The sequence below is a fragment of the Tardiphaga sp. P4_G1 genome (genome assembly GCF_056401215.1).
In genome coordinates, this window is record NZ_JBFUJU010000002.1 from 434,450 (window position 1) to 455,730 (window position 21,281).

Annotated in this window: 19 protein-coding genes; 11 read left to right on the top strand and 8 right to left on the bottom strand. The window is 63.0% G+C overall.

The window, feature by feature from the left end; genetic code table 11:
• Positions 1–135 precede the first annotated feature (135 nt).
• A complete protein-coding gene (hemE, locus tag AC1DUY_RS06145) occupies positions 136–1,182 on the top strand; it encodes a uroporphyrinogen decarboxylase (RefSeq protein ID WP_478113033.1) in 1,047 nt (348 codons plus the stop codon).
• A gap of 982 nt (positions 1,183–2,164) precedes the next feature.
• Here hemE and AC1DUY_RS06150 read toward each other — a convergent pair.
• The 4 genes from AC1DUY_RS06150 to AC1DUY_RS06165 form a co-directional block, all read right to left on the bottom strand.
• On the bottom strand, positions 2,165–3,175 hold the full coding sequence (locus AC1DUY_RS06150) for a L,D-transpeptidase family protein (protein WP_478113035.1): 1,011 nt from the start codon (positions 3,173–3,175) through the stop codon (positions 2,165–2,167).
• A 111-nt stretch (positions 3,176–3,286) separates the two neighbouring features.
• Entirely contained in the window at positions 3,287–4,006 is a 720-nt protein-coding gene (locus AC1DUY_RS06155) for a ribonuclease activity regulator RraA (RefSeq protein WP_089265949.1), read from the bottom strand.
• Positions 4,007–4,018: 12 nt separating this feature from the next.
• Positions 4,019–5,758 carry an L-arabinonate dehydratase gene (gene araD / locus AC1DUY_RS06160; protein ID WP_439074831.1) on the bottom strand — a complete coding sequence of 580 codons (1,740 nt, stop codon included), beginning with the start codon at positions 5,756–5,758 and terminating at the stop codon, positions 4,019–4,021.
• 97 nt (positions 5,759–5,855) lie between these two features.
• Positions 5,856–6,341 carry a MarR family winged helix-turn-helix transcriptional regulator gene (locus AC1DUY_RS06165; RefSeq protein WP_374725612.1) on the bottom strand — a complete coding sequence of 162 codons (486 nt, stop codon included), beginning with the start codon at positions 6,339–6,341 and terminating at the stop codon, positions 5,856–5,858.
• Positions 6,342–6,432: 91 nt separating this feature from the next.
• Between AC1DUY_RS06165 and AC1DUY_RS06170 the strand changes: the two genes are divergently transcribed.
• The 5 genes from AC1DUY_RS06170 to AC1DUY_RS06190 all read left to right on the top strand — a co-directional run bounded on the left by AC1DUY_RS06170 (position 6,433) and on the right by AC1DUY_RS06190 (position 12,155).
• The gene (locus AC1DUY_RS06170) at positions 6,433–7,218 is read left to right on the top strand and encodes an SDR family NAD(P)-dependent oxidoreductase (protein WP_478113038.1); all 786 of its coding nucleotides are present in this window, start codon (positions 6,433–6,435) and stop codon (positions 7,216–7,218) included.
• A 338-nt stretch (positions 7,219–7,556) separates the two neighbouring features.
• Positions 7,557–8,756, top strand: coding sequence for an ABC transporter substrate-binding protein (locus AC1DUY_RS06175; protein WP_089266254.1), 1,200 nt, complete (start codon positions 7,557–7,559; stop codon positions 8,754–8,756).
• A gap of 21 nt (positions 8,757–8,777) precedes the next feature.
• The gene (locus tag AC1DUY_RS06180) at positions 8,778–9,635 is read left to right on the top strand and encodes a branched-chain amino acid ABC transporter permease (protein ID WP_175367867.1); all 858 of its coding nucleotides are present in this window, start codon (positions 8,778–8,780) and stop codon (positions 9,633–9,635) included.
• Positions 9,635–11,434, top strand: a complete 1,800-nt coding sequence (locus tag AC1DUY_RS06185; protein ID WP_478113041.1) for a branched-chain amino acid ABC transporter ATP-binding protein/permease — start codon at positions 9,635–9,637, stop codon at positions 11,432–11,434. The genes AC1DUY_RS06180 and AC1DUY_RS06185 overlap by 1 nt, the downstream gene beginning before the upstream one ends.
• Positions 11,415–12,155, top strand: coding sequence for an ABC transporter ATP-binding protein (locus tag AC1DUY_RS06190; RefSeq protein WP_478113043.1), 741 nt, complete (start codon positions 11,415–11,417; stop codon positions 12,153–12,155). The genes AC1DUY_RS06185 and AC1DUY_RS06190 overlap by 20 nt, the downstream gene beginning before the upstream one ends.
• Positions 12,156–12,303: 148 nt before the next feature.
• On the opposite strand, the gene AC1DUY_RS06195 is transcribed toward AC1DUY_RS06190, so the two are convergent.
• Together AC1DUY_RS06195 and AC1DUY_RS06200 are read right to left on the bottom strand one after the other, a co-directional pair.
• Entirely contained in the window at positions 12,304–13,077 is a 774-nt protein-coding gene (locus AC1DUY_RS06195) for a cyclase family protein (RefSeq protein ID WP_478113045.1), read from the bottom strand.
• 145 nt (positions 13,078–13,222) lie between these two features.
• Positions 13,223–14,221 carry a fumarylacetoacetate hydrolase family protein gene (locus AC1DUY_RS06200; protein ID WP_478113047.1) on the bottom strand — a complete coding sequence of 333 codons (999 nt, stop codon included), beginning with the start codon at positions 14,219–14,221 and terminating at the stop codon, positions 13,223–13,225.
• Between the two features lie 122 nt (positions 14,222–14,343).
• Here AC1DUY_RS06200 and AC1DUY_RS06205 point away from each other — a divergent pair, with 122 nt between their 5' ends.
• Genes AC1DUY_RS06205 through AC1DUY_RS06225 form a run of 5 tightly spaced genes read left to right on the top strand, consistent with a single transcriptional unit; the run spans position 14,344 to position 18,316 of the window.
• Positions 14,344–15,270, top strand: coding sequence for an ABC transporter substrate-binding protein (locus tag AC1DUY_RS06205; RefSeq protein ID WP_478113049.1), 927 nt, complete (start codon positions 14,344–14,346; stop codon positions 15,268–15,270).
• Positions 15,271–15,280: 10 nt separating this feature from the next.
• Positions 15,281–15,979, top strand: coding sequence for a GntR family transcriptional regulator (locus AC1DUY_RS06210; RefSeq protein ID WP_478113051.1), 699 nt, complete (start codon positions 15,281–15,283; stop codon positions 15,977–15,979).
• A gap of 5 nt (positions 15,980–15,984) precedes the next feature.
• Positions 15,985–16,791, top strand: coding sequence for an ABC transporter ATP-binding protein (locus AC1DUY_RS06215; protein WP_478113053.1), 807 nt, complete (start codon positions 15,985–15,987; stop codon positions 16,789–16,791).
• Positions 16,788–17,552 carry an ABC transporter permease gene (locus tag AC1DUY_RS06220; RefSeq protein WP_478113055.1) on the top strand — a complete coding sequence of 255 codons (765 nt, stop codon included), beginning with the start codon at positions 16,788–16,790 and terminating at the stop codon, positions 17,550–17,552. The genes AC1DUY_RS06215 and AC1DUY_RS06220 overlap by 4 nt, the downstream gene beginning before the upstream one ends.
• A complete protein-coding gene (locus AC1DUY_RS06225; RefSeq protein WP_439084055.1) occupies positions 17,549–18,316 on the top strand; it encodes an ABC transporter permease in 768 nt (255 codons plus the stop codon). The genes AC1DUY_RS06220 and AC1DUY_RS06225 overlap by 4 nt, the downstream gene beginning before the upstream one ends.
• Before the next feature lie 149 nt (positions 18,317–18,465).
• Here AC1DUY_RS06225 and pgm read toward each other — a convergent pair whose 3' ends face one another.
• Together pgm and AC1DUY_RS06235 are read right to left on the bottom strand one after the other, a co-directional pair.
• Positions 18,466–20,115 carry a phosphoglucomutase (alpha-D-glucose-1,6-bisphosphate-dependent) gene (pgm, locus tag AC1DUY_RS06230; protein ID WP_478113058.1) on the bottom strand — a complete coding sequence of 550 codons (1,650 nt, stop codon included), beginning with the start codon at positions 20,113–20,115 and terminating at the stop codon, positions 18,466–18,468.
• A gap of 312 nt (positions 20,116–20,427) precedes the next feature.
• Positions 20,428–21,174: a Crp/Fnr family transcriptional regulator gene (locus AC1DUY_RS06235; RefSeq protein WP_120288001.1), complete on the bottom strand. Its 747-nt coding sequence runs from the start codon at positions 21,172–21,174 to the stop codon at positions 20,428–20,430.
• Between the last annotated feature and the right edge of the window lie 107 nt (positions 21,175–21,281).

Sequence of the window (21,281 nt, forward strand, 5' to 3'; positions counted from 1 at the left end):
CACCTTGAGATGCGTCAAAACGTGAGGTGAATCGCCGGTTTTGCGGAATTGCCGCGCCTCGCCAAGAGCGAAGCGGCGGTGTATCAGAGGCGGCAAAATCATGCCTTTCGGCACCAGTTTCCGGAACCCAAGCATTTGACCCAGTCCACGCCCCGCAAGCCGTTCCTCGATGTCCTCGCCGGCCAGCGCCAGGCGGTGCCGCCGCTCTGGATGATGCGACAGGCCGGGCGTTATCTGCCTGAATATCGCGAGGTCCGCGCGCAGGCCGGTGGTTTCCTCGACCTGTGTTTCAATCCGGATTTCGCCACCGAAGTGACCCTGCAGCCGATCCGGCGTTTCGGCTTCGATGCCGCGATCATCTTCTCCGACATCCTGGTGATCCCTTATGCCCTCGGCCGCTCGGTCCGCTTCGAGGTCGGCGAAGGCCCGCGGCTCGATCCGCTGGATACGCCCGAGAAGGTTGCGACGCTTTCGCCCGAAGCGGATTTCAACAAGCTCGAACCGGTGTTCGAAGCGCTGCGCCGCGTGCGCGCGCAGCTCGATCCGAAGATTACGCTGATCGGATTCTGCGGCGCGCCCTGGACCGTTGCGACTTACATGGTTGCCGGCAAGGGCACACCGGATCAGGCGCCAGCGCGGATGATGGCCTATCGGCATCCGGAGGCCTTCGCAAAAATCATCGACACCATCGTCGAGAACTCGATTACCTATCTGCTCCATCAGTTGAAGGCCGGCGCCGATGTGCTGCAGATCTTCGACACCTGGGCCGGCGTGCTGCCGGCAGCGGAATTCCAGCGCTGGTCGGTGGAGCCGACCAAGCGCATCATCGCCGGCGTGCGCGCCAAGGTGCCGGATGCGAAGATCATCGGCTTCCCGCGCGGCGCGGGCGCACTGCTGCCGAGCTATGTCGGCGCAACCGGTGTCGATGCTGTGAGCATCGACTGGGCCGCCGAGCCGTCCTTCATACGCGAGCGGGTGCAGAGCCACGTCGCCGTGCAGGGCAATCTCGATCCGCTGGTACTGATCGCCGGTGGCGCCGCGCTCGATCGCGCTGTCGATGACGTGCTGGCGAATTATGCCAGTGGACGCTTCATCTTCAATCTCGGCCACGGCATCCAGCCGGAGACGCCAATCGCCCATGTGGAGCAGATGGTGAAGCGGGTGCGGGACTATCGCGGATAACACCCCGCGCAACTCGTAGGATGGGTAGAGCCAACGGGTCGCGCAAAGCGCGCCCGATGATAAACTCCGCGAAACCCATCGCTTTCCTGGCTTGCAATTGATGGGTTTCGCTTCGGCGCAAACGCGCCTGCGCTCTACCCATCCTACGCATCACTCTCTCGTTCGTCATGGCCGGACTTGTTCCGGCCATCCACGTCTTCTTTTGTGGCCAAGGCGTGGATACCCGGCATGCGCCGGGCATGACGGCGTTTGGTTTTGGCGTTCGCGTGTCACGCTAGTTCAGATTCAACTCTCAAACAGCCACGGCTCTTCAGACATGCGTCATCACCCCCATTGTTTGCGGCGCGGGGGCGCCGTCGTCCTTTGCATTCCCACCCTCTTGTGAGAGGGCGTGCGGAACGCCGGGTGCCCGTTGCACCCTGGGGCCTGATGCGATGCGGTACTCCGCAATCTAGAGTGCATCAGGACTTTCGGAGGCGCCGAGCAAGTGCCCGACGTTCCGCCTGCGGTGTTTTTTCGGTTGCTTGCACTTTGCCTCGACGAACGCTCCGATCGCGAATTAAAGTCCCAAGGCGATGGGAAGGGAGCCTCAAGCGACTGGGCCGAACGCGTTTCGAGTTGGTCGTCCGTCACACTGTCCAGGGGGTCTTCCATCCGAAGGTCGGTCGTCTCCTTGCCAGTGGCAGTGCTGGCGCAGATCCGTCCTGCCCGAAGACAGACGTCACCCCATGAACCGCGTAACGCCGCATCTCCGGCGTCCACCGCATCCCACCCCGCGAACGTGACGATCGCGATCGCCCCTCTCGGTGGGGCAGGACAGAGGGGAAAATAATCCATACAGGGATATTGTCAATAAGAAATAGGAAAAAATATTTGGTACTGGCTTGCCGCCCAAACTGTCATTCCGGGGCGGGACCGGCGCCGCAGGCGACGGGACCGCGCCCCGGAAGGACCGCAGGAAACTTGCGCTGTGCCGGCGAACCTACTTCGCCGCCTGCTTGTCGTCGACGAAGCTGACTTCCACACCCTTCTTCACGGATGCACCGAGGCGCTCCACGTCCCAGTTGGTGAGACGCACGCAGCCATGGGAATCGCTCTTGCTGACGCGGGACGGATCCGACGTGCCGTGGATGCCATAACTCTTCTCCGACAGGCCGATCCACATGGCACCGACGGGATTGTTGGGGCCGCCATTGATGGTGAAGGGCTTCGACGATTCCACGCCCTTGAACTTGTATTTCGGATCGTAACGATAGATCGGGTTGGCGTGAACCGACGTCACTTTCAGTGCACCCGATGGCGTCGGCTTCTCATCGCTGCCGACGCTGGCAGGATAGAAGGCGAGCAACGCGCCATCCTTGGCGAAGGCCTTCACGGTCTGCCGGACCTTGTCGACCTCAAGGCGGCTGACCCTGTCGGGCTTGCGATCCGAGAGCTTGACGATGGTGATGGTGTCGCCAGCCTTGTCGAACTTCGCTTTGGGATTGAGCGTCTCGAGCAGATCCTGGCTCATATGGAAGCGTTCGCCGAGGGCTTCGCGGGCGCTGGTGTAGTCCAGCTTCTTCAGCGATTTCATCTCTTCCATCTTGACCGGAAGCTTGTCGAGGAATGGGCCCTTCACGTCCTTCTCGGTCAGCACATAGTCGGTCATGACCGGGTCCGATGATCCCGCCTGCAGCTTCGCCCAGATCTCCGGCGTCAGCGCCTTGCCGGACGGCAGGCTGTTGGCTTCCGCGAAAGCCAACAGTGCCTTCTCCACATTGTCGCCGAACATCCCGTCGATCTCGCCCGGCGAGAAATGCGCGCGGTCGAGCAGCACCTGGAGCTTCACCGCCAGCGGGCTGAGCTTCTCGTCGGGCGGCAGCTTGCCGGTGAAATTGGCGGCGTTGATCGTCTCGGCATTGAAAGCCCTGGACGGCTTGTCGGAATCCTTGGCGAGGGCTGCGCCCTGCGCCAGCAGCGACAGTCCGACCGCGACGATGAGGCTGCGCATAGCGTCTCTTTCCGGCTGAGTGATGGATGATGCGCACCGGCGCACCTCTCCAAGACAAAGCCAAGAACCGCCTCTGGTTCCATCCTGACGCGAAGCACGCGTGATCGCGCTCTACCGCCCCTTCTCTTTCCGCCACGCTGCGAAATCCACCAGCGTTTGCTCATCGGTCGCCGGATAGAGCCCGAAGATGCCCTTGCCCTTCTGCACCTGTTCGGTGACGAAATCCTCGAAGGCGGTCATCTCGAAGGCCTCGTTGGCGATCTCGTCGGCAAGATGCGCGGGGATGACGATGACGCCATCGCTGTCGCCGAGGATCACGTCGCCGGGAAACACCGGCGCATCGCCGCAGCCGATCGGGCCGTTGATCTCGATGGCCTGATGCAGCGTCAGATTGGTCGGTGCGCTCGGACGATGGTGATAGGCGGGGAAGCCGAGCTTGGCGATCTCGGCGGAGTCGCGGAAGCCGCCATCGGTGATGACACCGGCAACGCCGCGCTGCGCCAGCCGATTGATCAGGATCGCTCCAGCGGAGGCCGCACGCGCATCCTTGCGGCTGTCCATCACGAGCACCGCGCCGGGCGGGCAGTCTTCCACCGCCTTGCGCTGCGGATGCGATCGATCCCGGAACACGTCGAGCTTGTTGAGATCCTCGCGCGCCGGCATGTAGCGCAGCGTGAAGGCCTCGCCCACCAGTGTCGGCTGGTTCGGTCCGAGCGGATGGACATCCTGGATGCACTGATTGCGGAAGCCACGCTTGTAGAGCGCGGTGGCCACGGTGGCGGTGGAGATGGTCTTGAGTTTGGCGCGGGTCGCGTCGCTGAGCTTGGTCATGGGATCACTCACTCAATAAATCACGGGTTCTTTGACCGGCGCGCCGAAGTCGGTACGCAGGAAGTCGAAGTCGCAGCCTTCATTGGCCTGCTGGATATGTTTGGTGAACATCCAGCCATAGCCGCGTTCGTAATTGCGCTCCGGGGCTTTCCACGCCGCGCGGCGCTTTTCCATTTCGGCATCGGAGATGTCGAGATTGATCGTCCGGGCATCGACGTCGAGGGTGATCATGTCGCCATTCTCGACCAGCGCCAGCGGACCGCCGATAAAGGATTCCGGCGCAACATGCAGAATGCATGCGCCGTAGCTGGTGCCGCTCATCCGCGCATCGGACAGCCGCACCATGTCGCGCACGCCCTGCTTCACCAGCTTCTTCGGGATCGGCAGCATGCCCCATTCCGGCATGCCCGGCCCGCCCTGCGGACCCGCATTGCGCAGGATCAGAACGTGATCGGCCGTGACATCGAGGCTCTCGTCGTCGATCGCCTTCTTCATGCTGGGATAGTCGTCGAACACCAGTGCCGGACCGGTATGCTTGAGGAAGCGCGGCTCGCAGGCGGACGGTTTGATGACACAGCCATCCGGCGCGAGGTTGCCCTTCAGTACCGCCAACGCACCCTCCGCATAGATCGGATCTTTGACGGTGCGGATGACGTCGTCGTTATAGACTTCAGCGCCGGCGATGTTCTCACCCAGCGTCTTGCCGGTGACGGTCATCACGTCGAGATGCAGATGCTCCTTGATGCGGCTCATCAGTCCCGGCAGACCGCCCGCATAGAAGAAGTCCTCCATCAGATATTTGTCGCCGGACGGGCGCACATTGGCGATCACGGGCACCTTGCGGCTGGCGATCTCGAAATCGTCGAGGCCGATGTCCTGGCCGGCGCGGCGCGCCTGCGCGATCAGATGGATGATCGCATTGGTCGAGCAGCCCATCGCCATCGCCACGGTGATGGCGTTCTCGAAGGCCTTGCGCGTCTGGATCTTCTGCGGTGTCAGATCTTCCCACACCATTTCGACGATGCGGCGGCCGCATTCGCTGGCCATGCGGATGTGACCGGCGTCTGCAGCAGGGATCGACGATGCGCCCGGCAGCGTCATGCCGATGGACTCCGCGATCGCCGTCATGGTCGAGGCCGTGCCCATGGTCATGCAGGTGCCGTAGCTGCGGGCGATGCCGCCCTCGACCTCGACCCATTCCTTGTCGGAGATTTTCCCCGCACGGCGCTCATCCCAGTATTTCCAGGCATCGGAGCCGGAGCCGAGCGTCTTGCCCTTCCAGTTGCCGCGCAGCATCGGGCCGGCCGGCAGATAGATCGCGGGATAGCCGGCACTGGTGGCGCCAAGCAGAAGCCCCGGCGTGGTCTTGTCGCAGCCGCCCATCAGCACCACGCCATCGACGGGATGGCCGCGCAGCAATTCCTCGGCATCCATCGCCAGCATGTTGCGATAGAGCATGGTGGTCGGCTTCAGGAAGCTCTCCGACAGCGACAGAGCGGGCAACTCCATCGGGAAGCCACCGGCCATCAGGATGCCGCGTTTGACGTCATCGACGCGAGTCTTGAAATGCATGTGGCACGGCTGCGCTTCCGACCAGGTATTGAGAATGGCGATGACGGGACGCCCGGCCCACTCCACCGGCGCATAGCCTTGCTGCATGGCGCGCGAGCGATGGCCGAAGGCACGCAGGTCGTCCGGCGCGAACCAGCGTGCGCTGCGGAGTTGATCGGGAGTCTTCTTGTGGCCCGGCATAATTCCATCCCTGTTTCTTTTTGCTTTGGCACGACTTACTTTTGCACGATGCGAACCAGTCAAGCCGGTCGAGTGTGCCGGATTCGACTGTAGCGGTTCAAGACCGCCTGGCCAATGTCCGGTCCGGCGTCTGTGCGTCTGCCAGCCGATGCGCTTCCAGTGCCTCGGCATAGAGCGCGAGACCTTCGGCCACCTTCTGACGCTGGGCCGGGGCCAGTTGCTGCAAGGCATTGGTGACCTGCCGCTGCCCATAGGCCTCGATCGCCTCGCGGGTCCGCCGCCCCTTGGCCGTGAGCAACAGCCGCTTGACGCGGCCGTCGCCGGCACTGGCGGCTTCCTTCAGCTCGCCGGCGTCGATCAGCTTGCGGATCATCCGGCTGACGCTGGATTTCTCCAGCCCGAGAAACGCGGATAATTCGACCGCGGTCATCGCCTCGCGCGCACCAATCTCCAGCAGCGTATGCACCGCCGATGGCGGATAGTCGGTCGCTGCAACCGTTGCCTGCATGAAACCGAGTTCGCGCACCATCAGACGCGACGCGGCGCGGATGTGATCAATCAAATCGGCGTCAATATCGGACAATCGCAGGCTCCTTGACGATAGTTGCATGGTACAACTATATTGCTGGCAACGAATAACGCCCGTGTTAGCACGATCCGTGCAAGGAATGATCATGACAACCAGCGCTGCCCAGTTCCGCCCCCGCGACCGCATGGCCGGACGCATCTGCCTCGTGACCGGCGGCGGCACCGGCATCGGCCGGGCGGCTGCGCTGCTGATGGCGCAGGAAGGCGCAGCTGCAGTGGTGATCGCAGGCCGTCGCGAGGCCGAGGGACAGGCCGCCGCCGACGACTGCGGCCGGTTCGGTGCCAAAACGCTGTTCGTGCGCACTGACGTAACCGAGGAGGCCGAGGTCGCCAGCCTGGTGCAGGCTGTGATGTCCCGTTTCGGGCGGCTCGACGTGGCCTTCAACAATGCCGGTTATCAGGAACGGCGCGCGCCGGTCGAGCAGCAGACAGAGGCGGTCTATGACACCGTGTTCGATGCCAATGTCCGCTCGGTGTTTCTTGGCCTGAAGCATCAGATCCAGGCCATGGAACTGAATGGCGGCGGCCGCATCGTCATCAACGCGTCGGTGAGCGGCATCCGCAATCCCAATCCCGGCCTTGCGCTATATTCCGCATCGAAAGCGGCGGTGATCTCACTGATGCGTTCGGCAGCGATGGAATGCGGGCCGCGCGGCATCCGCATCAATGCGGTGGCGCCGGGCCGCGTCGTCACCGACATGATGCTGGCCTCGGGGATCGCCGACATGTCGGCCGTCGCAGCCGGCCTGCCGATCCGGCGTATGGGCCAACCGCATGAAGTGGCCGAAGCCGTGGTGTGGCTCGCGTCCGACGATGCCGGCTACATCGTCGGCCATGTGCTATCGGCAGATGGCGGCTTCAGCGCGACCTGACGACGGCGCGCATCATTGCGTTGCAACAGACGAGCGAGACTGCAGAGCAGCACCGTGTGACTTGCAACGACTACGCCCTTGGCAACGTCCTTGCCATCGTCAAAGATCACAAGCCGATTGCCAAAGCCACCGCGACAGGTCAGCCTGAGGCGATGGAGATGGATTTGCGCGCCGCGTTCTGCCACCGCGCAACATCGGCATATATCATGACGATCCGGAGTATCTGACCGACCAACGACATCACCCACATACATAATCCGGCAACGACCGGGCGGACGAAACGGATGCCTGCATCAATGACAGGCACCGCAAAGGGAAAACACAGGGAGGAAGTCAAGATGAGCATTTCTCGTCGTGGAATTCTGTTGGGCGGCGCCGGCGCACTCGGCGCAGCAAGTTTTCCACTCGCACGTCCCGCCATTGCGCAATCGTCCGAACCGATCAAGATCGGCTGGCTCGCCGCCATGACCGGACCGAGTTCGGCGCCGACCGTCGGCTTCAACCGCGGCGTCACATTTGCCACGGAAGCCATCAATGCCGCCGGCGGCGTCAAGGGCCGCAAGATCGAGATCATCACGCGCGACACGCAGGGCGATCCGACCAAGGCCGTCAACGCCACCCAGGAACTGATCAGCCAGGCCAAGGTCCATGCAATCTGGGGGCCGGTGAATTCCGGCGAGGCACTGGCCACGACGCCACTGATGGCGCGCGCCAAGATGCCCGACCTGCATCCTTGCGTCGTCGACACGCTGATTGATCCCGCGAAATTCCCCGCCGCGTTTCGTATCGCGCCATCCAACGGCCAGTGGGACGACGCCGTCCGCAACTACTGCCTCAAGGTGCTGAAAGTCAGCAAGATCGCCGTGATCGGCGACACCACGGGCTACGGCGTCACCGCCGTGAAAGCCTCGGTCGAGGCCTTCAAGAAAGACGGCGCGGACGTGGTCTACAGCGCCAATATCGACGCGACCCAGCCCGACATGACGCCGGACATGCTGCGCGCCAAGAATGCCGCTGCGCAGGTCATCGTGGTGTGGAGCGTTTCCACCGGCATGGAAGCGCGCATGTTCAACACCCGCGCATCCATGAACTGGGACGTTGCCTTTGTCGGCCATCCCTCGCTGGCATCCGGCGAACTCGCCAGCCTGATCGAGAAGCCCGCCAACTGGGAGAAGGTCTACGCCATTGGCTACAAGAGCTGCAGTTACGATTCAGCCGGCAAACTGCCGCCGAAGAGTCAGGATCTCGTCGATCGCCTGAACAAGGCCAAGGTGCCGCTGAACGACACGCTGCTGTGGTGGATTGCCGGCGGCATCGACGCGGTCGAGCTGATCGCCAGGGCTGTCGAGGCCAGCGGATCGACCGACAGCGAGGGCATCGTCAAATACTGGAACTCGCTGTCGAAATATCCCGGCTATTTCGGCAACTACTCGTTCTCACCCACCCAGCATAACGGCTATCCGACCGACGAGATCGTCATGTCGGAAGCGCGTTCGGCCAAGAACGGCACCTTCGCCCTCGCCCCCGGCTACTCGTAAGCCGGCGCGAGGACGACACACATGCTCGGCTCGATCATAGCTTCAGGCCTCGCGGCGGGCGCAATCTATGCGCTCGTCGGCATCACCTACAACACCATGTTCTCGACCTCGCGGGTGATGAGCTTCACCGCCGGACAGCTCGCCATGCTTGGCGGGGTGTTCGGCTCGCTGTTCATGCTGAAAATGGGGATGCCGACTTTGGTCGGCTTCGCCCTCACACTGATCGCCTGCGCGATCATCGGCGTCATCACCGAATTCGTCGCAGTGCGGCCGGTGCTCAAAAGCCTCGAACAGCATCTCTATGTGCTGTCGACGCTGGCGCTGGCACTGATGATCCAGCAGGTCACCGCGATCAAATGGGGCACCGAGCCGCAGCCCTTCCCGCGCATCGTCGGTCTCGGCACTGGCGTGTGGGACGAAAAATTCTGGCTGCCGGTGGTGGCCTGCGGCCTCACCATCTTGGGCCTCGAATATCTCTATCGCCGCACATTGGTCGGCCATGCCTTCATGGCCATCGCGGAAGACAACTTCGCCGCGCGTGCGCTCGGCCTGCCGGAGCGTAACCTGCGCGTGGCGAGCTACGCGCTGGCCGGCGTAATCGGCGGCGTAGCGGGCTTTGCCGGCGGCGAACTGATGCTGGCCTTCTTCGCCAATGGCGCGCTGTTGAACTTCTACGGCTTCGTGCCCGTTGCGCTCGGCGGCCTCGGCAACAATCGCGGCGCGCTGATCGGCGGGCTCGCGCTCGGCCTGTTCCAGCAGGCAGCGAATTTCCTGGTCGGCGGCATCTTCTCGTCGGTCGCGGTGTTCGCGATCTTCATCATCGTATTGCTGGCAGCGCCGCAAGGGCTGTTCGGCTCCGCAACGGCGCGGAGGGTGTGATGACGGCAATCACCGATATCCCGACATCGCGCGAAGCAACGACGAAACATTCGGTGTTGCCCGCGCTGCTGCCGTTCCTCGGCGTGTTCGCGCTGGCGATGATCCTGCCTTTCGTCAGCAACGACTACTGGGCGCTGATCGGCACCCGCGCCGCGATCTACTGGGTGCTGGTGGCCGGGCTCAATCTCGTCGTCGGTTTCGCCGGCCATCTCGCCATCGGCTATGTGGCGCTGCTGACGCTCGGCGCCTACACAACCAGCGTGCTCGCTGCCGGCAACGTGTTGCCGCCCGTCCCGATCTATGGCGCGCTGATCATTGCAAGCTGCGTTGGCGCGGTGTTCGGCGTCATCGTCGGCCTGCCGGCGATGCGGCTGCGCACCTTCTACTTCGCCATGACCACACTCGGCTTCGCCACCATCGTGACGCAGATCGCGCTGGCCTGGCAGAGCGTCACCGGCGGCGGCATCGGCATTGTCGGCCCGGAATTCTCCGCGCCGTTCAACACGCCGTGGGGATTCTATTATCTGTGCATCGGCTTCGCGGCCGTGGCAACATGGCTCAGCGCCAATATCGCCTATAGCCGGTTCGGCCGCGCACTGATCGCGATCCGCGATGCGGATGTCGCCGCGGAAGCCACCGGCATTTCCAAGCCGAAGCTGCTGGTGTCGATCTTCCTGCTCGCGGGCGCGATGGCGGCCTTTGCCGGCGGATTGTTCGCCAGCCTGCAGACCTATATCACGCCGGACGCGTTCACCTTCGACCTCTCTGTGCTGTTCTTCATCGCCATTTTGATCGGCGGCCGCGGGTCAATTTTGGGCCCGATGCTCGGCACGATCATCCTCACCATCCTGCCGGAGATCGCCGCGCCCCTGGCCGCGTGGTCGACCTTCCTCTATGCGGTGCTGCTATTGCTGATCGTGCTGGTGATGCCCGGCGGCATCGCGGCGCTGCTGGATTTCAAGAGCCGCCGTCCGCTCGCCAGCAACCGCGCCATCGTGCCGCGCATCGCGGGGCTGTCAGACGTCCTGCGCAAGACGGCCACCACCAGGACTCTTACGTTGCGTGATGTCGTCCTGACTTTCGGCAATGTCCGGGCCATCGACGGGCTCGACCTCGACGTGAAGCCCGGCCAGATCCACGGCCTGATCGGCCCCAACGGGTCCGGCAAGACCACCACGCTGAATGTGATCTCCGGCTACTACGCCGCCAAGGGCGGCACCATCACGCTGGGTGACGACGCATTGCCGCCCGGCATGCCCGAGCTGCGCGCCGGCAAGGGCATTGCGCGTACCTTCCAGACACCCCGCGTGATCGGCGAAGCCTCGGTGCTCGAGAATGTGATGGTCGGCGGCACCATCGAGGGCGAGGCGACATTCGCCGAGGCGCTGCTGTCGCTGCCGCGGCATCACCGCGACGAACGCAAGCTGACTGCACAGGCGCGCGCGATGCTCGGCGTCGTCGGGCTGGAGGCGCTGGCGGATGTCCGTGCCGATCGCCTGCAGCACAGCGAATTGCGCTTTATCGAAATCGCGCGCGCGTTGATGCTGCAGCCGGACTTCCTGCTGCTGGACGAACCCGCCGCAGGCCTCTCCAGCGACGAAATCGCAAGGCTGGGTGCGCTGATCAAGGCGATCAGCCGCCGCGGCACGGGGGTGCTGCTGGTCGAACATCACGCCGACCTGATCTTCGACATCTGCGATCAGGTCACGGTGCTGAACCTCGGCAAGATCCTCGCCGCCGGCACCCCCGCCGAAATCCGCGTTCACAAGGAGGTCGTCAGTGCTTACCTCGGAGGCTGAACCGCTGCTCAGAGTCACCGCGCTGGAATCCGGCTACGGCAAGATCCGCGTGCTCCATGGCATCGACCTGCATATCGCCGCCGGCGAAGTGGTGACATTGCTCGGCCCCAACGGCGCCGGCAAGTCGACCTTGCTGCGCGCGATCTCCGGCCTGCTGCCGGTCAATGCGGCGAGCGTTCGCTTCGACGGCCGTGACATCAGCAATGGCACACCGCGTGAAGCTGCGCGCGCGGGTCTCGTCCATGTGATCGAGGGACACCGCGTGTTCACGCAGCAGACCGTGACCGAAAACCTGCTGCTCGCGGCCTATGACCTGCCACGCGGCGAGCGCCACTCGCGCGTCGACGAGGCGCTGTCGTTCTTTCCGGAGATCGCCGAGAAGCGCCATGAGCGCGGGGCGTCACTCTCGGGCGGACAGCAGCAGATGCTTGTGGTGGCCCAAGGTCTCGTGCGACGGCCGCGGCTGCTGATGCTGGATGAACCATCTGCCGGTCTGTCGCCAGTGCTGGTCGATCGCGTGCTGACGGTGATCGCGCAGCTGCAGAAGCAGGGCACTGCGGTGCTGCTGGTGGAGCAACTTGTGGAGAAAGCGCTCGCTGCGGCCAACCGCGTCTATGCGCTGTCGCAGGGACGCATCGTGCTGGAGGCGACCACGTCGGAAGCGAACCTGCCGCAGAGGCTGGAGCGGGCGTATTTTGGGCACGAGGAAGCGGCCGTTTAACACGCCGTCATGCCCGGGCTTGTCCCGGGCATCCACGTCTTTTGCACACGCTGCCAAGACGTGGATGGCCGGGACAAGCCCGGCCATGACGTTGTGAGAGAACGGAGTCTGTCAGTACATCTCCGAGCAAGCGCCCGGGCAGTTCGCGTCAATCAATAATCGCCACCGCCCGCGTCCAGCCCGCCGATGCCTTCTCGATTTTCACCGGGAAGCACGACACCATAAAGCCGGTGGACGGCAGTTGTTCGAGATTGTGCAGCTTCTCGAGATGGCAATAGCCGATATGACGGCCGGCCTTGTGGCCTTCCCAGATCAGGCTGGCATCTTTCGTCTCGGCATATTTCTTCGCGGTGTAGACGAATGGCGCATCCCAGCTCCAGCCGTCGATGCCGGTCAGGCGCACGCCGCGCTCCAGCAGATACATGGTGGCCTCATAGCCCATGCCGCAGCCGGAGATGACATAGTCCTGCTGACCGTATTTGACGCCGGCGGATGTGTTGACGACGACGATCTCCAGCGGGCTCAACGTATGGCCGATGCGCTTGAGTTCTTCTTCAACGTCCTTGGCCGTCGCGACATAGCCGTCGGGGAGATGCCGGAAGTCGAGCTTCACGCCCGGCTGCAAACACCAGTCCAGCGGCACTTCGTCGATGGTCCATGAACGCTCGCCGCGATTCATGGTGGGATGGAAATGATAGGGCGCATCGAGATGCGTGCCGTTATGGGTCGAGAGCTGCACCAGCTCGACCGCCCAGCCCTGCCCGTCCGGCAGATCCTCGGCCTTCAGCCCGTCGAAAAACTGCAGCATCCGCGGCAGGCCCTGCTGGTGATCGACATAATTGATGGTGGGATGATTACCCGGCGGATCGGCGGGGACGTCATTCTGCAGGGGAACGGAGATGTCGATGAGGCGACGGGGCATGGGATTCCTCGATTTTCGTTTTTTGTTTGATCCTATCGGTCGTCATTGCGAGGAGCCCTTGCGACGAAGCAATCCAGTCTGCGCTTGTTGCTTCTGGATTGCCGCGTCGCTTCGCTCCTCGCAATGACGTGGAGAGGCAGGTGCGTTACATATCCTGCCGCACCACATTGTTCTTCAGCACGCCGATCTTCTCGACCTCGAGTTCAATCTCGTCATTGTGTTCGAGATACCAGCCGAGTTCGAGGCCGCAGCCGTTGCCAACGGTGCCGGAGCCGATGAATTCGCCAGGCATCAGCGTCTCGTCCTGCGTCACATGGGCGATGATTTCCTCGAAGGAGAACAACATGCCTTCGCTGGTCGAGGACGAGCGCACCTTGCCGTTGACGCGGCATTCCATCTTCAGTCTGTAGGGATCGCCGATCTCGTCGGGGGTGACGATCCACGGGCCCAGCACATTGCCGCCATCGAAACTCTTGCCCTTGGCCGGGCCGAGACGGCCTTCCATCTCCAGCCGCTGCGCATCGCGCGCAGAGAAATCGTTGAAGATGGTGTAGCCGAAGATGTGATCCTTCGCCTTGGCCGCGGAAATATTCGCGCCCCTGTTTTTGGTGACGATGCCGAATTCGAGTTCGTAGTCCATCACCTTGCTGTAGCGCGGCCACTTCACCGTGGTGCCCGTGCCGCGCACGCTGAAACGGTTGGTGATGTAGTAGATCGGCTGGCGGCGATAGACTTCGGGCAATTCGCCGAGCGGCTCGGCTTCCAACCGTGCCAGTTCTTCCATGTCACCCTTCGCACGGGCAGCCAGCTTCAACTGGCCACGCGGCGACTGCCGGATATGCAGCGGAAACGACATGCCATCGCGCATCTGCCGCGGCTCGGGCAGCGGCGCGAGAATATCTGTGCCGGCGACATTCACGGACAGCGAGGCGTCACTGCCGTGTTTCTCGAAGGCACTGCGCGCCGCATCGAGCGCGCCTTCACCTGCATCGATCAGGGCCAGCATCGAGTCGAAGGCCGGATTGCCTCCATCGCGGGCCGCGGCGCTGGCGAGATCAAACAGCCTACCGTCATTGGCGTGAACGATACCGACCCTGGCTTGGCCATCCTGCTGGCCGCCGGCACGAAATGTCGCGAGCTTCACTGGCGTCTCCCACTTGCTTTTGTTCTTCGATAAAATATATGATCAAAAAAAATATCGATAAACAAGAGGCGATCGCAAAGATTGCTTCACGATCGAAAAATGCTCGGGTGAGGGAGACGACCATGACCAGGTGGACGGTGGCAGCCCTATTGGCCACGCTCGCTGTGGCGGGCACCGCGCATGCCCAGACCAAGCTCCAGATCGGTTGCACTGCAACAACGGACTGCGCCTCAGCGATGGTCGCGGTCGATGAAGGCATCTTCAAGAAGCACGGGCTCGATGCCGAAATGATCCCCATCGGCATCAACTCCAATATCCCGGCGGCCATTCTGTCCGGCTCGATCCAGATCGGCGGCCCGACCTCCACCGTCTTCCTGCAGGCTGCCGACGGCGGCCTCGATCTCATCGCGGTCGCCGGCGCAACGGTGATGAGCCCGACATCGAACGCCAATATCACCGCCTTCGTGCGTAACGGCATCACGATCAAGGAGCCGAAGGATTTCATCGGCAAGAAGGTCGGCGCACCGGGCCTCGGTGCATTTCTCCACGTGCTGTTCGTCAAATGGTTGGTCGACAAGGGCGTCGATCCCAAAAAGGTCAATTTCGTCGAAGTGACCTTCCCGACCATGCCGGACATCATCAAGTCCGGCGGTGTCGATGCCGTGCTGACCGCCGAGCCGACGGTATCGCGCATGCTGGCGGCCGGCAGCGGCAGCATCGGCGCGCGCTACGCGTCGGAGCTCGAGCGCAAGGAGCCGATCATCTTCTATGCGGCCTCGCGCGAATGGGCTGAGAAGAATCCCGACACCGTCAGGAAATTCCGCGCTGCCATCGCCGAAGGTGCGGCGATCGTGAACAGCGACAAAGACAAGACCTCGGCCGCGATTGCCAAATTCACCAAACAGACCATCGAACTGGTGAAGGCATCGCCGCCGAACAAGTCGGAGCCGGTGCTGAAGCCCGAGCAACTGGCATGGTGGATCGACGTCATGTCCTCGCAGAAAATGCTGGAGACCAAACTCGATCTCAACAAACTGATTCTGAAATAGGTCAAACTGAATGGCGGGCCAGCCCCTTAGCAGTCCAATCGATGTATCCGGTTCGGATACGCTGAGCGAGCGTGCAGCGACATTGCTCCAGCATGACATCATTGCCGGCAATCTCGCGCCAGGCACGCGGCTTGGCATCGTCGATCTCGTGCAGCGTTACGAGATCGGAGCCACGCCGATGCGCGAAGGACTGTCGCGCCTGATCTCACGCGGCTTGATTATCGGCATCGGCCAGCGCGGTTTTCGCGTCGCCGACATCAGCCGGGAGGATCTGGCCGACATCACACGGATGCGTAGCGTGGTGGAGATGGAGGCGCTGCGGCTGGCCATCGAACATGGCGACGATGCCTGGGAGGCTGGCATCATCAGTTCGCTTCACCAGATGCGCAGGCATATCGACCGGACCGGCGATGAATTCCGCGAAGGCGCGCCGGATTTCGACAAGCTCCATAAGGGATTTCACACCGCATTACTGGCGGCCTGCAATTCGAAGCGCCTGCTCTCGGCGCATTCGGAACTTTACGATCAGGCCTATCGCTACCGCAGGGTGATGATGCGCGGCTTCGACAGCGGCAGCCGCTTTGTCGCAGCCCATCAGCTTCTGGCCGATCGCGTGCTTGCGCGCGAAACCGGTCCTGCACAGGCGATGCTGACGTCGCATCTGCACTCGACGCTCGCTTTCGTCTATCCGCCCGGACAGGGAGATTGAGCGAGATGACATCCATTGCCCTCCGCAAGGACATCCCGTCGGCCGATCTCGAAAAGTCGCAGATCGCGTTTTCCCATGTCACGCTGGATCTCGGCGGCAAGACGATTATCGAAAACGTCAGCCTCGACGTGAAGCCCGGCGAGTTCCTCTGCATCATCGGTGCTTCCGGCTGCGGCAAGACGACGGCGCTCCGCCTCGCCGCGGGCCTGTACCAACCGACATCCGGACATGTCAGCTTCGACGGCGAGCCGATGCGCGCGCCGCGGCGCGATGTCGCCATCGTGTTTCAGGATTACGGCAAAGCGCTGCTGCCATGGCGCACCGCCGCTGGCAATATCGCGCTGGCGCTGGAAACCATCGGCATGCCCAAGGCCCAGCGCCCAGCGCGCATCGACGAGTTGCTGAAGAAAGTCGGCCTGCCTAATCACGCCGCGAAATATCCCGCCGAGATGTCCGGCGGCATGCAGCAGCGGCTGCAGATCGCGCGATGTCTGGCGCAGGAACCGAAAGCGCTGCTGATGGACGAGCCGTTCGGCGCGCTCGACGCCATGACGCGGCAGGGTCTGCAGGACGAGGTCCTGTCGCTGCTCGATGCCAGCAAGGCCACGGTGATCTTCGTCACCCACGATCTCGAAGAAGCCATTTATCTCGGCGACCGCGTGGTCGGCCTGCTGCCGCATCCCGGCCGCATCGGCATCGATCTTCCGATCAACCTGCCGCGCCCGCGCGATCAGTTGACCACGCGCGAGAACCCGGAATTCCTGCGGCTGCGCCGCGAATTGTTCGACTTCATCAAGGCATCGGAAGCATGAGATCCGAGCGCCTGAAAGCGGCGATCCTTCCGATGAGCCTGCTCATCGTGCTGGAAGCCTGGGCGCGCTCCGTCGATATCCACAGCGACGCGCTGGCACCGCCGAGCGCCGTGGTGCTGGCGCTGTTTCAGGCGTTCGGCGACGGTTCGATCCTGTCAGCCACACGCGACACATTGGCTTCGGCCTTTGCCGGCCTCGTGGTCGGCGGCGCCATCGGATTATTCCTCGGAATTGCACTCGGTATCTTCCAGCCGCTGGATCGGCTGATGGAAGTCACCATCGAATCCCTGAGGCCGATCCCCTCCATCGCGCTGCTACCAATCGCGCTGATCGCGCTCGGCTTCGGCTATCGCATGGAAATTGTGATCGTCGCCTTTGCCTGTGTGTGGCCGATCCTCATTCTCAGCCGCGCTGCGGTGCGCAGCATCGAGCCACGGCTGATAGAAGTCTCCCGCGCGCTGCGGCTGTCGCCAGGTGACCGCGTCCGCAAGATCATCATTCCCGCGGCACTGCCGCGCATCTTTCTCGCCTTCCGCCTCGCCGCCGGCATCGCGCTGATCGTCGCGGTGACCGTGGAAATCGCGATCAATCCCATCGGGCTCGGCGCCGGAATCATGATTGCGCAGCAAGCATTGCGCCCGGACCTGATGCTCGCTTATCTGCTGTGGATCGGCCTGATCGGCTATGCGCTCAATGCCGGATTGCTGGCAGCGCAGCAGCATCTGTTTGGCCCCGCAGCGCTGGCGGGAGAAGTCCGATGAACTGGGCACTCACCCTCTGGCGCCTTGCCAGCTTCGCCGTGGCTGCAGGCCTGATCGCGCTGTGGCAGTTGATCGCCAATCTGAAACTGGTCTCGCCGGTGTTCCTGCCGGGCCCCGATCGCGCATGGGCCGCGCTGATGCGCGGCTTCAGCAATGGCACGTTGCTGGACAAGACAATCGGCACCCTCGAACACATGTTCTATGGCTGGCTGGTCGCATCCGTCGTCGGCATCGCACTCGGCGCCATGATCGGCTCGTCCAAGGCGATGCGCAGCTATGTCGCTCCGTCGCTGGAATTCCTGCGGCCACTACCCGTATCGGCGATCATTCCCGTCGCCATCGCTCTGTTCGGACTGACCCAGGGCATGGCACTGTTTGTCATCGCTTTCGGCGCGATCTGGCCGATGCTACTTGCGACCGTTCACGGCTTCGGCGCAGTAGAGCCGCGTCTCTATGAGGTCGCGCGCTCGCTGCATATGTCGCGCCTCGCGGTGATCTTCAAGATAGCTCTGCCATCTGCCAGTCCCGATATCATCTCCGGCATGCGGCTCAGCCTGACCGTGTCGCTGATCCTGGCGGTGGTCTGCGAGATTCTCGCGGGGCTCGACGGCCTCGGCCACTGGGTGCTGCTCTCGGCACGCGCGTTTCGCTCGGCAGATCTATTCGCCGGCGTGATCCTGCTCGGCGTGATCGGCTATGTCACCGCGCTGGCGATGTCGCTGGTCGAGCAGCGACTGCTGCGGTGGCGGACGAGCGGGCATTGAGAAACATACTCGTCGTTCCGGGGCGCTCGCTCTTGCGAGCGAACCCGGAACCTCATCCTGTGAATCTCTGATCGCGCCAAACACCACGAGGTTCCGGGCTCGCGCGTGCCGCGCGCCCCGGAACGACGAGTGTGGGGTTGCGCGTGAGGCTATTTCGCAAACACCTTCGAGATCGCCGCCTGCGCGTCGCTTTGAATCTGCTTGAGATGATCCGCGCTGCGGAAGCTCTCGGCGTAAATCTTGTAAACGTCCTCCGTGCCCGACGGACGCGCGGCGAACCAGCCATTGGCGGTCGAGACCTTGATGCCACCGAAGGACTGGTCGTTGCCGGCCGCCTTGCTCTCGGTCTTGGTCACGGCATCGCCGGCGAGCTCGGTCATGCCGATCTGCTCCGGCGTGACCTTCTTCAGCACGTTCTTCTGCTCGGGCGTGGCCGCCGCGTCGATGCGCTCGTAATAAGGCACACCGAATTCGGCGGTCAGCTTCTCGAAACGCTGGCTCGGATTTTCCTTCGTCACCGCGGTGATCTCGGCGGCGAGCAGGCCCAAAATAAGTCCATCCTTGTCGGTGGTCCACACCGTGCCGTCCTTGCGCAGGAACGACGCGCCGGCGCTCTCCTCGCCGCCGAAGCCGAACGAGCCATCGACGAGGCCATTCACGAACCATTTAAACCCGACTGGCGTCTCGACCAGTTTGCGGCCGAGCTTGTTCACCACGCGGTCGATGATGGCGCTGGAGACGATGGTCTTGCCGACCGCCGCATCTTTGCGCCAGTTCGGGCGATGCGCGAACAGATAGTCGATGGACGCCGCCAGATAATGGTTCGGATTCATCAAGCCGCCGGTGCGGGTGACGATGCCGTGGCGGTCGGCATCGGTGTCGTTGGCGAAAGCGACGTCGAATCTGTCGCGCATGCCGATCAGCTTGGCCATCGCATAGGGCGACGAGCAGTCCATGCGGATCTTGCCGTCCCAGTCCAGCGTCATGAAGCGAAAGGTCGGATCGATCGCGGTATTCACGATGGTCGCATCGAGCTTGTAGCGCTCAATGATCGGCTGCCAGTAATGCACGCCGGCGCCGCCGAGCGGATCGATGCCGATCTTGACGCCTGATGCGCGGATCGCCTCCATGTCGACGACATCAGCGAGGTCGGTCACATAGGGCGTGATGAAATCGTAGCGCTTCACGAATTCGGATTTGCGCGCACGCGCGATCGGGATGCGCTTGACGCCGGCCATGTCGTTCTCGAGGAAGCCGTTGGCAGCTTTCTCCATGATGCCGGTGATGTCGGTATCGGCCGGGCCACCGTTCGGCGGATTATATTTGAAGCCGCCGTCTTCCGGCGGGTTGTGCGACGGCGTGACCACGACGCCATCGGCCAGACCAGACGAGCGGCCCTTGTTGTAGGTGAGGATGGCGTGGGAGATCACCGGCGTCGGCGTATAACCGTCGTCCTGGTCGATCCGCACATGCACGCCATTGGCGGCGAAGACTTCCAGCGCGCTGACCAGCGCCGGTTCAGCCAGCGCATGGGTGTCGATGCCGATGAACAGCGGTCCGTCGATGCCGGCACCCTTGCGGTAATCGCAGATCGCCTGGCTGACCGCGAGGATGTGGTTCTCGTTGAAGGAATTGTGGAGCGCGGAGCCGCGATGGCCGGAGGTCCCGAAGGCGACGCGCTGGGCGGGGATGGACGGATCCGGCTTGCCGGCGAAATAGGCCGTCACCAGCCGAGGCACGTTGACCAGCAGGGATGGATCGATGGTTTTGCCGGCCAGCGGACTCACATGAGCAGCCATTTGTTCTCCTTCGCACACCAAGAGCCCAGACGCGGCGCAACCGTCGCGGGGGTCAGGACTCATGGCATGTTTTGGAGGACAAATCAGCCGGTTATGAGGGGCATCGGCAGGCTGCCGAAGGGCTCAGGACTGCCCGAAGGTTCGGCGCGAGACCCAGGCCAGCGGCAGGGCGAAGCAGACGAACATCGTGACCACGGCGGCGGCGACCAGCATACTGTCGAAAGGCATATCTCTTCTCCTTGAGTAACGGAGAAGAGTTGTGAGCGCGGCAGGACACGCTCTCCTTGAGCTGCATCAAAATGCAGCGCCGCATTACGCCGCGGCGAGCTGATCCAGCCGGTCGGTGGACAGCAGCCGCACGCCATCGGGCACCACCAGCACGGTCTTTTCCTTGGCGAGCTTGGTCAGCGTGCGGCTGACGGTTTCGATGGTCAGGCCGAGATAGTCGGCGATGTCCTGGCGGCTCATGGGCAGCGGCACGTTCACCGACATCGCGCCGATGCGGCCATAGCGCGCCTGCAGGTTCAGCAGGAAGGCGGCGACCTTCTCATCGGCTGTGCGACGGCCGAGCAGCAGCATCTGGTCCTGCGCAAGGCTGAGCTCATGGCCGGCAAATTCATGCAGGCGGCGCAGCAGGTGCGGCTTGCCATCGACATAGCTGAGAAACTGGGCGCGGGAGAAACGGCAGACGCGCACCGACGTCACGGCCTCGGCGGCGACGCCGTAGCGGTCCATCAGCGCAAGTCCGAGGAAGTCACCGGGCAGCGCAAAGCCAACGATCTGGCGACGGCCATCGGGTAGCGACTTGTAGAGCCGGACGATGCCTTCGGTCACGTTGAACACGCTACCGGCCAGCGCGCCCTGATCGAACAGCATGGCCTTGGCCGGGAAATTCTTGACCTGGCTGAGGCGATCGAGCTCGTCGAGTTCCGCCGGTTCCAATGCGCCGCAGACGCTGAACAGGCGCACCTTGCAATCGTCGCAGCCATTGGTGCTGCGGCCGTGCTTGCAGTCGCGCTCTCCGGCACAGGTCTCGGCCGCTGGTTCCGCGAAGGTCATGGCACTGTCCATCTTCGGTTTGGTCATATGTGGCAGGTCTTGAAAATCACTCTACACCATTTGACATGGATCAATCGTGGACGCTTTGACCCATATCAATGCCGAAC

Bases quoted from the DNA above. Each gene is read 5' to 3' on its own strand.
- AC1DUY_RS06150 (WP_478113035.1), bottom strand. From the start codon at position 3,175: ATGCGCAGCCTCATCGTCGCGGTCGGACTGTCGCTGCTGGCGCAGGGC.
- AC1DUY_RS06155 (WP_089265949.1), bottom strand. From the start codon at position 4,006: ATGACCAAGCTCAGCGACGCGACCCGCGCCAAACTCAAGACCATCTCC.
- araD (WP_439074831.1), bottom strand. From the start codon at position 5,758: ATGCCGGGCCACAAGAAGACTCCCGATCAACTCCGCAGCGCACGCTGG.
- AC1DUY_RS06170 (WP_478113038.1), top strand. From the start codon at position 6,433: ATGACAACCAGCGCTGCCCAGTTCCGCCCCCGCGACCGCATGGCCGGA.
- AC1DUY_RS06175 (WP_089266254.1), top strand. From the start codon at position 7,557: ATGAGCATTTCTCGTCGTGGAATTCTGTTGGGCGGCGCCGGCGCACTC.
- AC1DUY_RS06180 (WP_175367867.1), top strand. From the start codon at position 8,778: ATGCTCGGCTCGATCATAGCTTCAGGCCTCGCGGCGGGCGCAATCTAT.
- AC1DUY_RS06185 (WP_478113041.1), top strand. From the start codon at position 9,635: ATGACGGCAATCACCGATATCCCGACATCGCGCGAAGCAACGACGAAA.
- AC1DUY_RS06195 (WP_478113045.1), bottom strand. From the start codon at position 13,077: ATGCCCCGTCGCCTCATCGACATCTCCGTTCCCCTGCAGAATGACGTC.
- AC1DUY_RS06205 (WP_478113049.1), top strand. From the start codon at position 14,344: ATGACCAGGTGGACGGTGGCAGCCCTATTGGCCACGCTCGCTGTGGCG.
- AC1DUY_RS06210 (WP_478113051.1), top strand. From the start codon at position 15,281: ATGGCGGGCCAGCCCCTTAGCAGTCCAATCGATGTATCCGGTTCGGAT.
- AC1DUY_RS06215 (WP_478113053.1), top strand. From the start codon at position 15,985: ATGACATCCATTGCCCTCCGCAAGGACATCCCGTCGGCCGATCTCGAA.
- AC1DUY_RS06220 (WP_478113055.1), top strand. From the start codon at position 16,788: ATGAGATCCGAGCGCCTGAAAGCGGCGATCCTTCCGATGAGCCTGCTC.
- AC1DUY_RS06225 (WP_439084055.1), top strand. From the start codon at position 17,549: ATGAACTGGGCACTCACCCTCTGGCGCCTTGCCAGCTTCGCCGTGGCT.
- pgm (WP_478113058.1), bottom strand. From the start codon at position 20,115: ATGGCTGCTCATGTGAGTCCGCTGGCCGGCAAAACCATCGATCCATCC.
- AC1DUY_RS06235 (WP_120288001.1), bottom strand. From the start codon at position 21,174: ATGACCTTCGCGGAACCAGCGGCCGAGACCTGTGCCGGAGAGCGCGAC.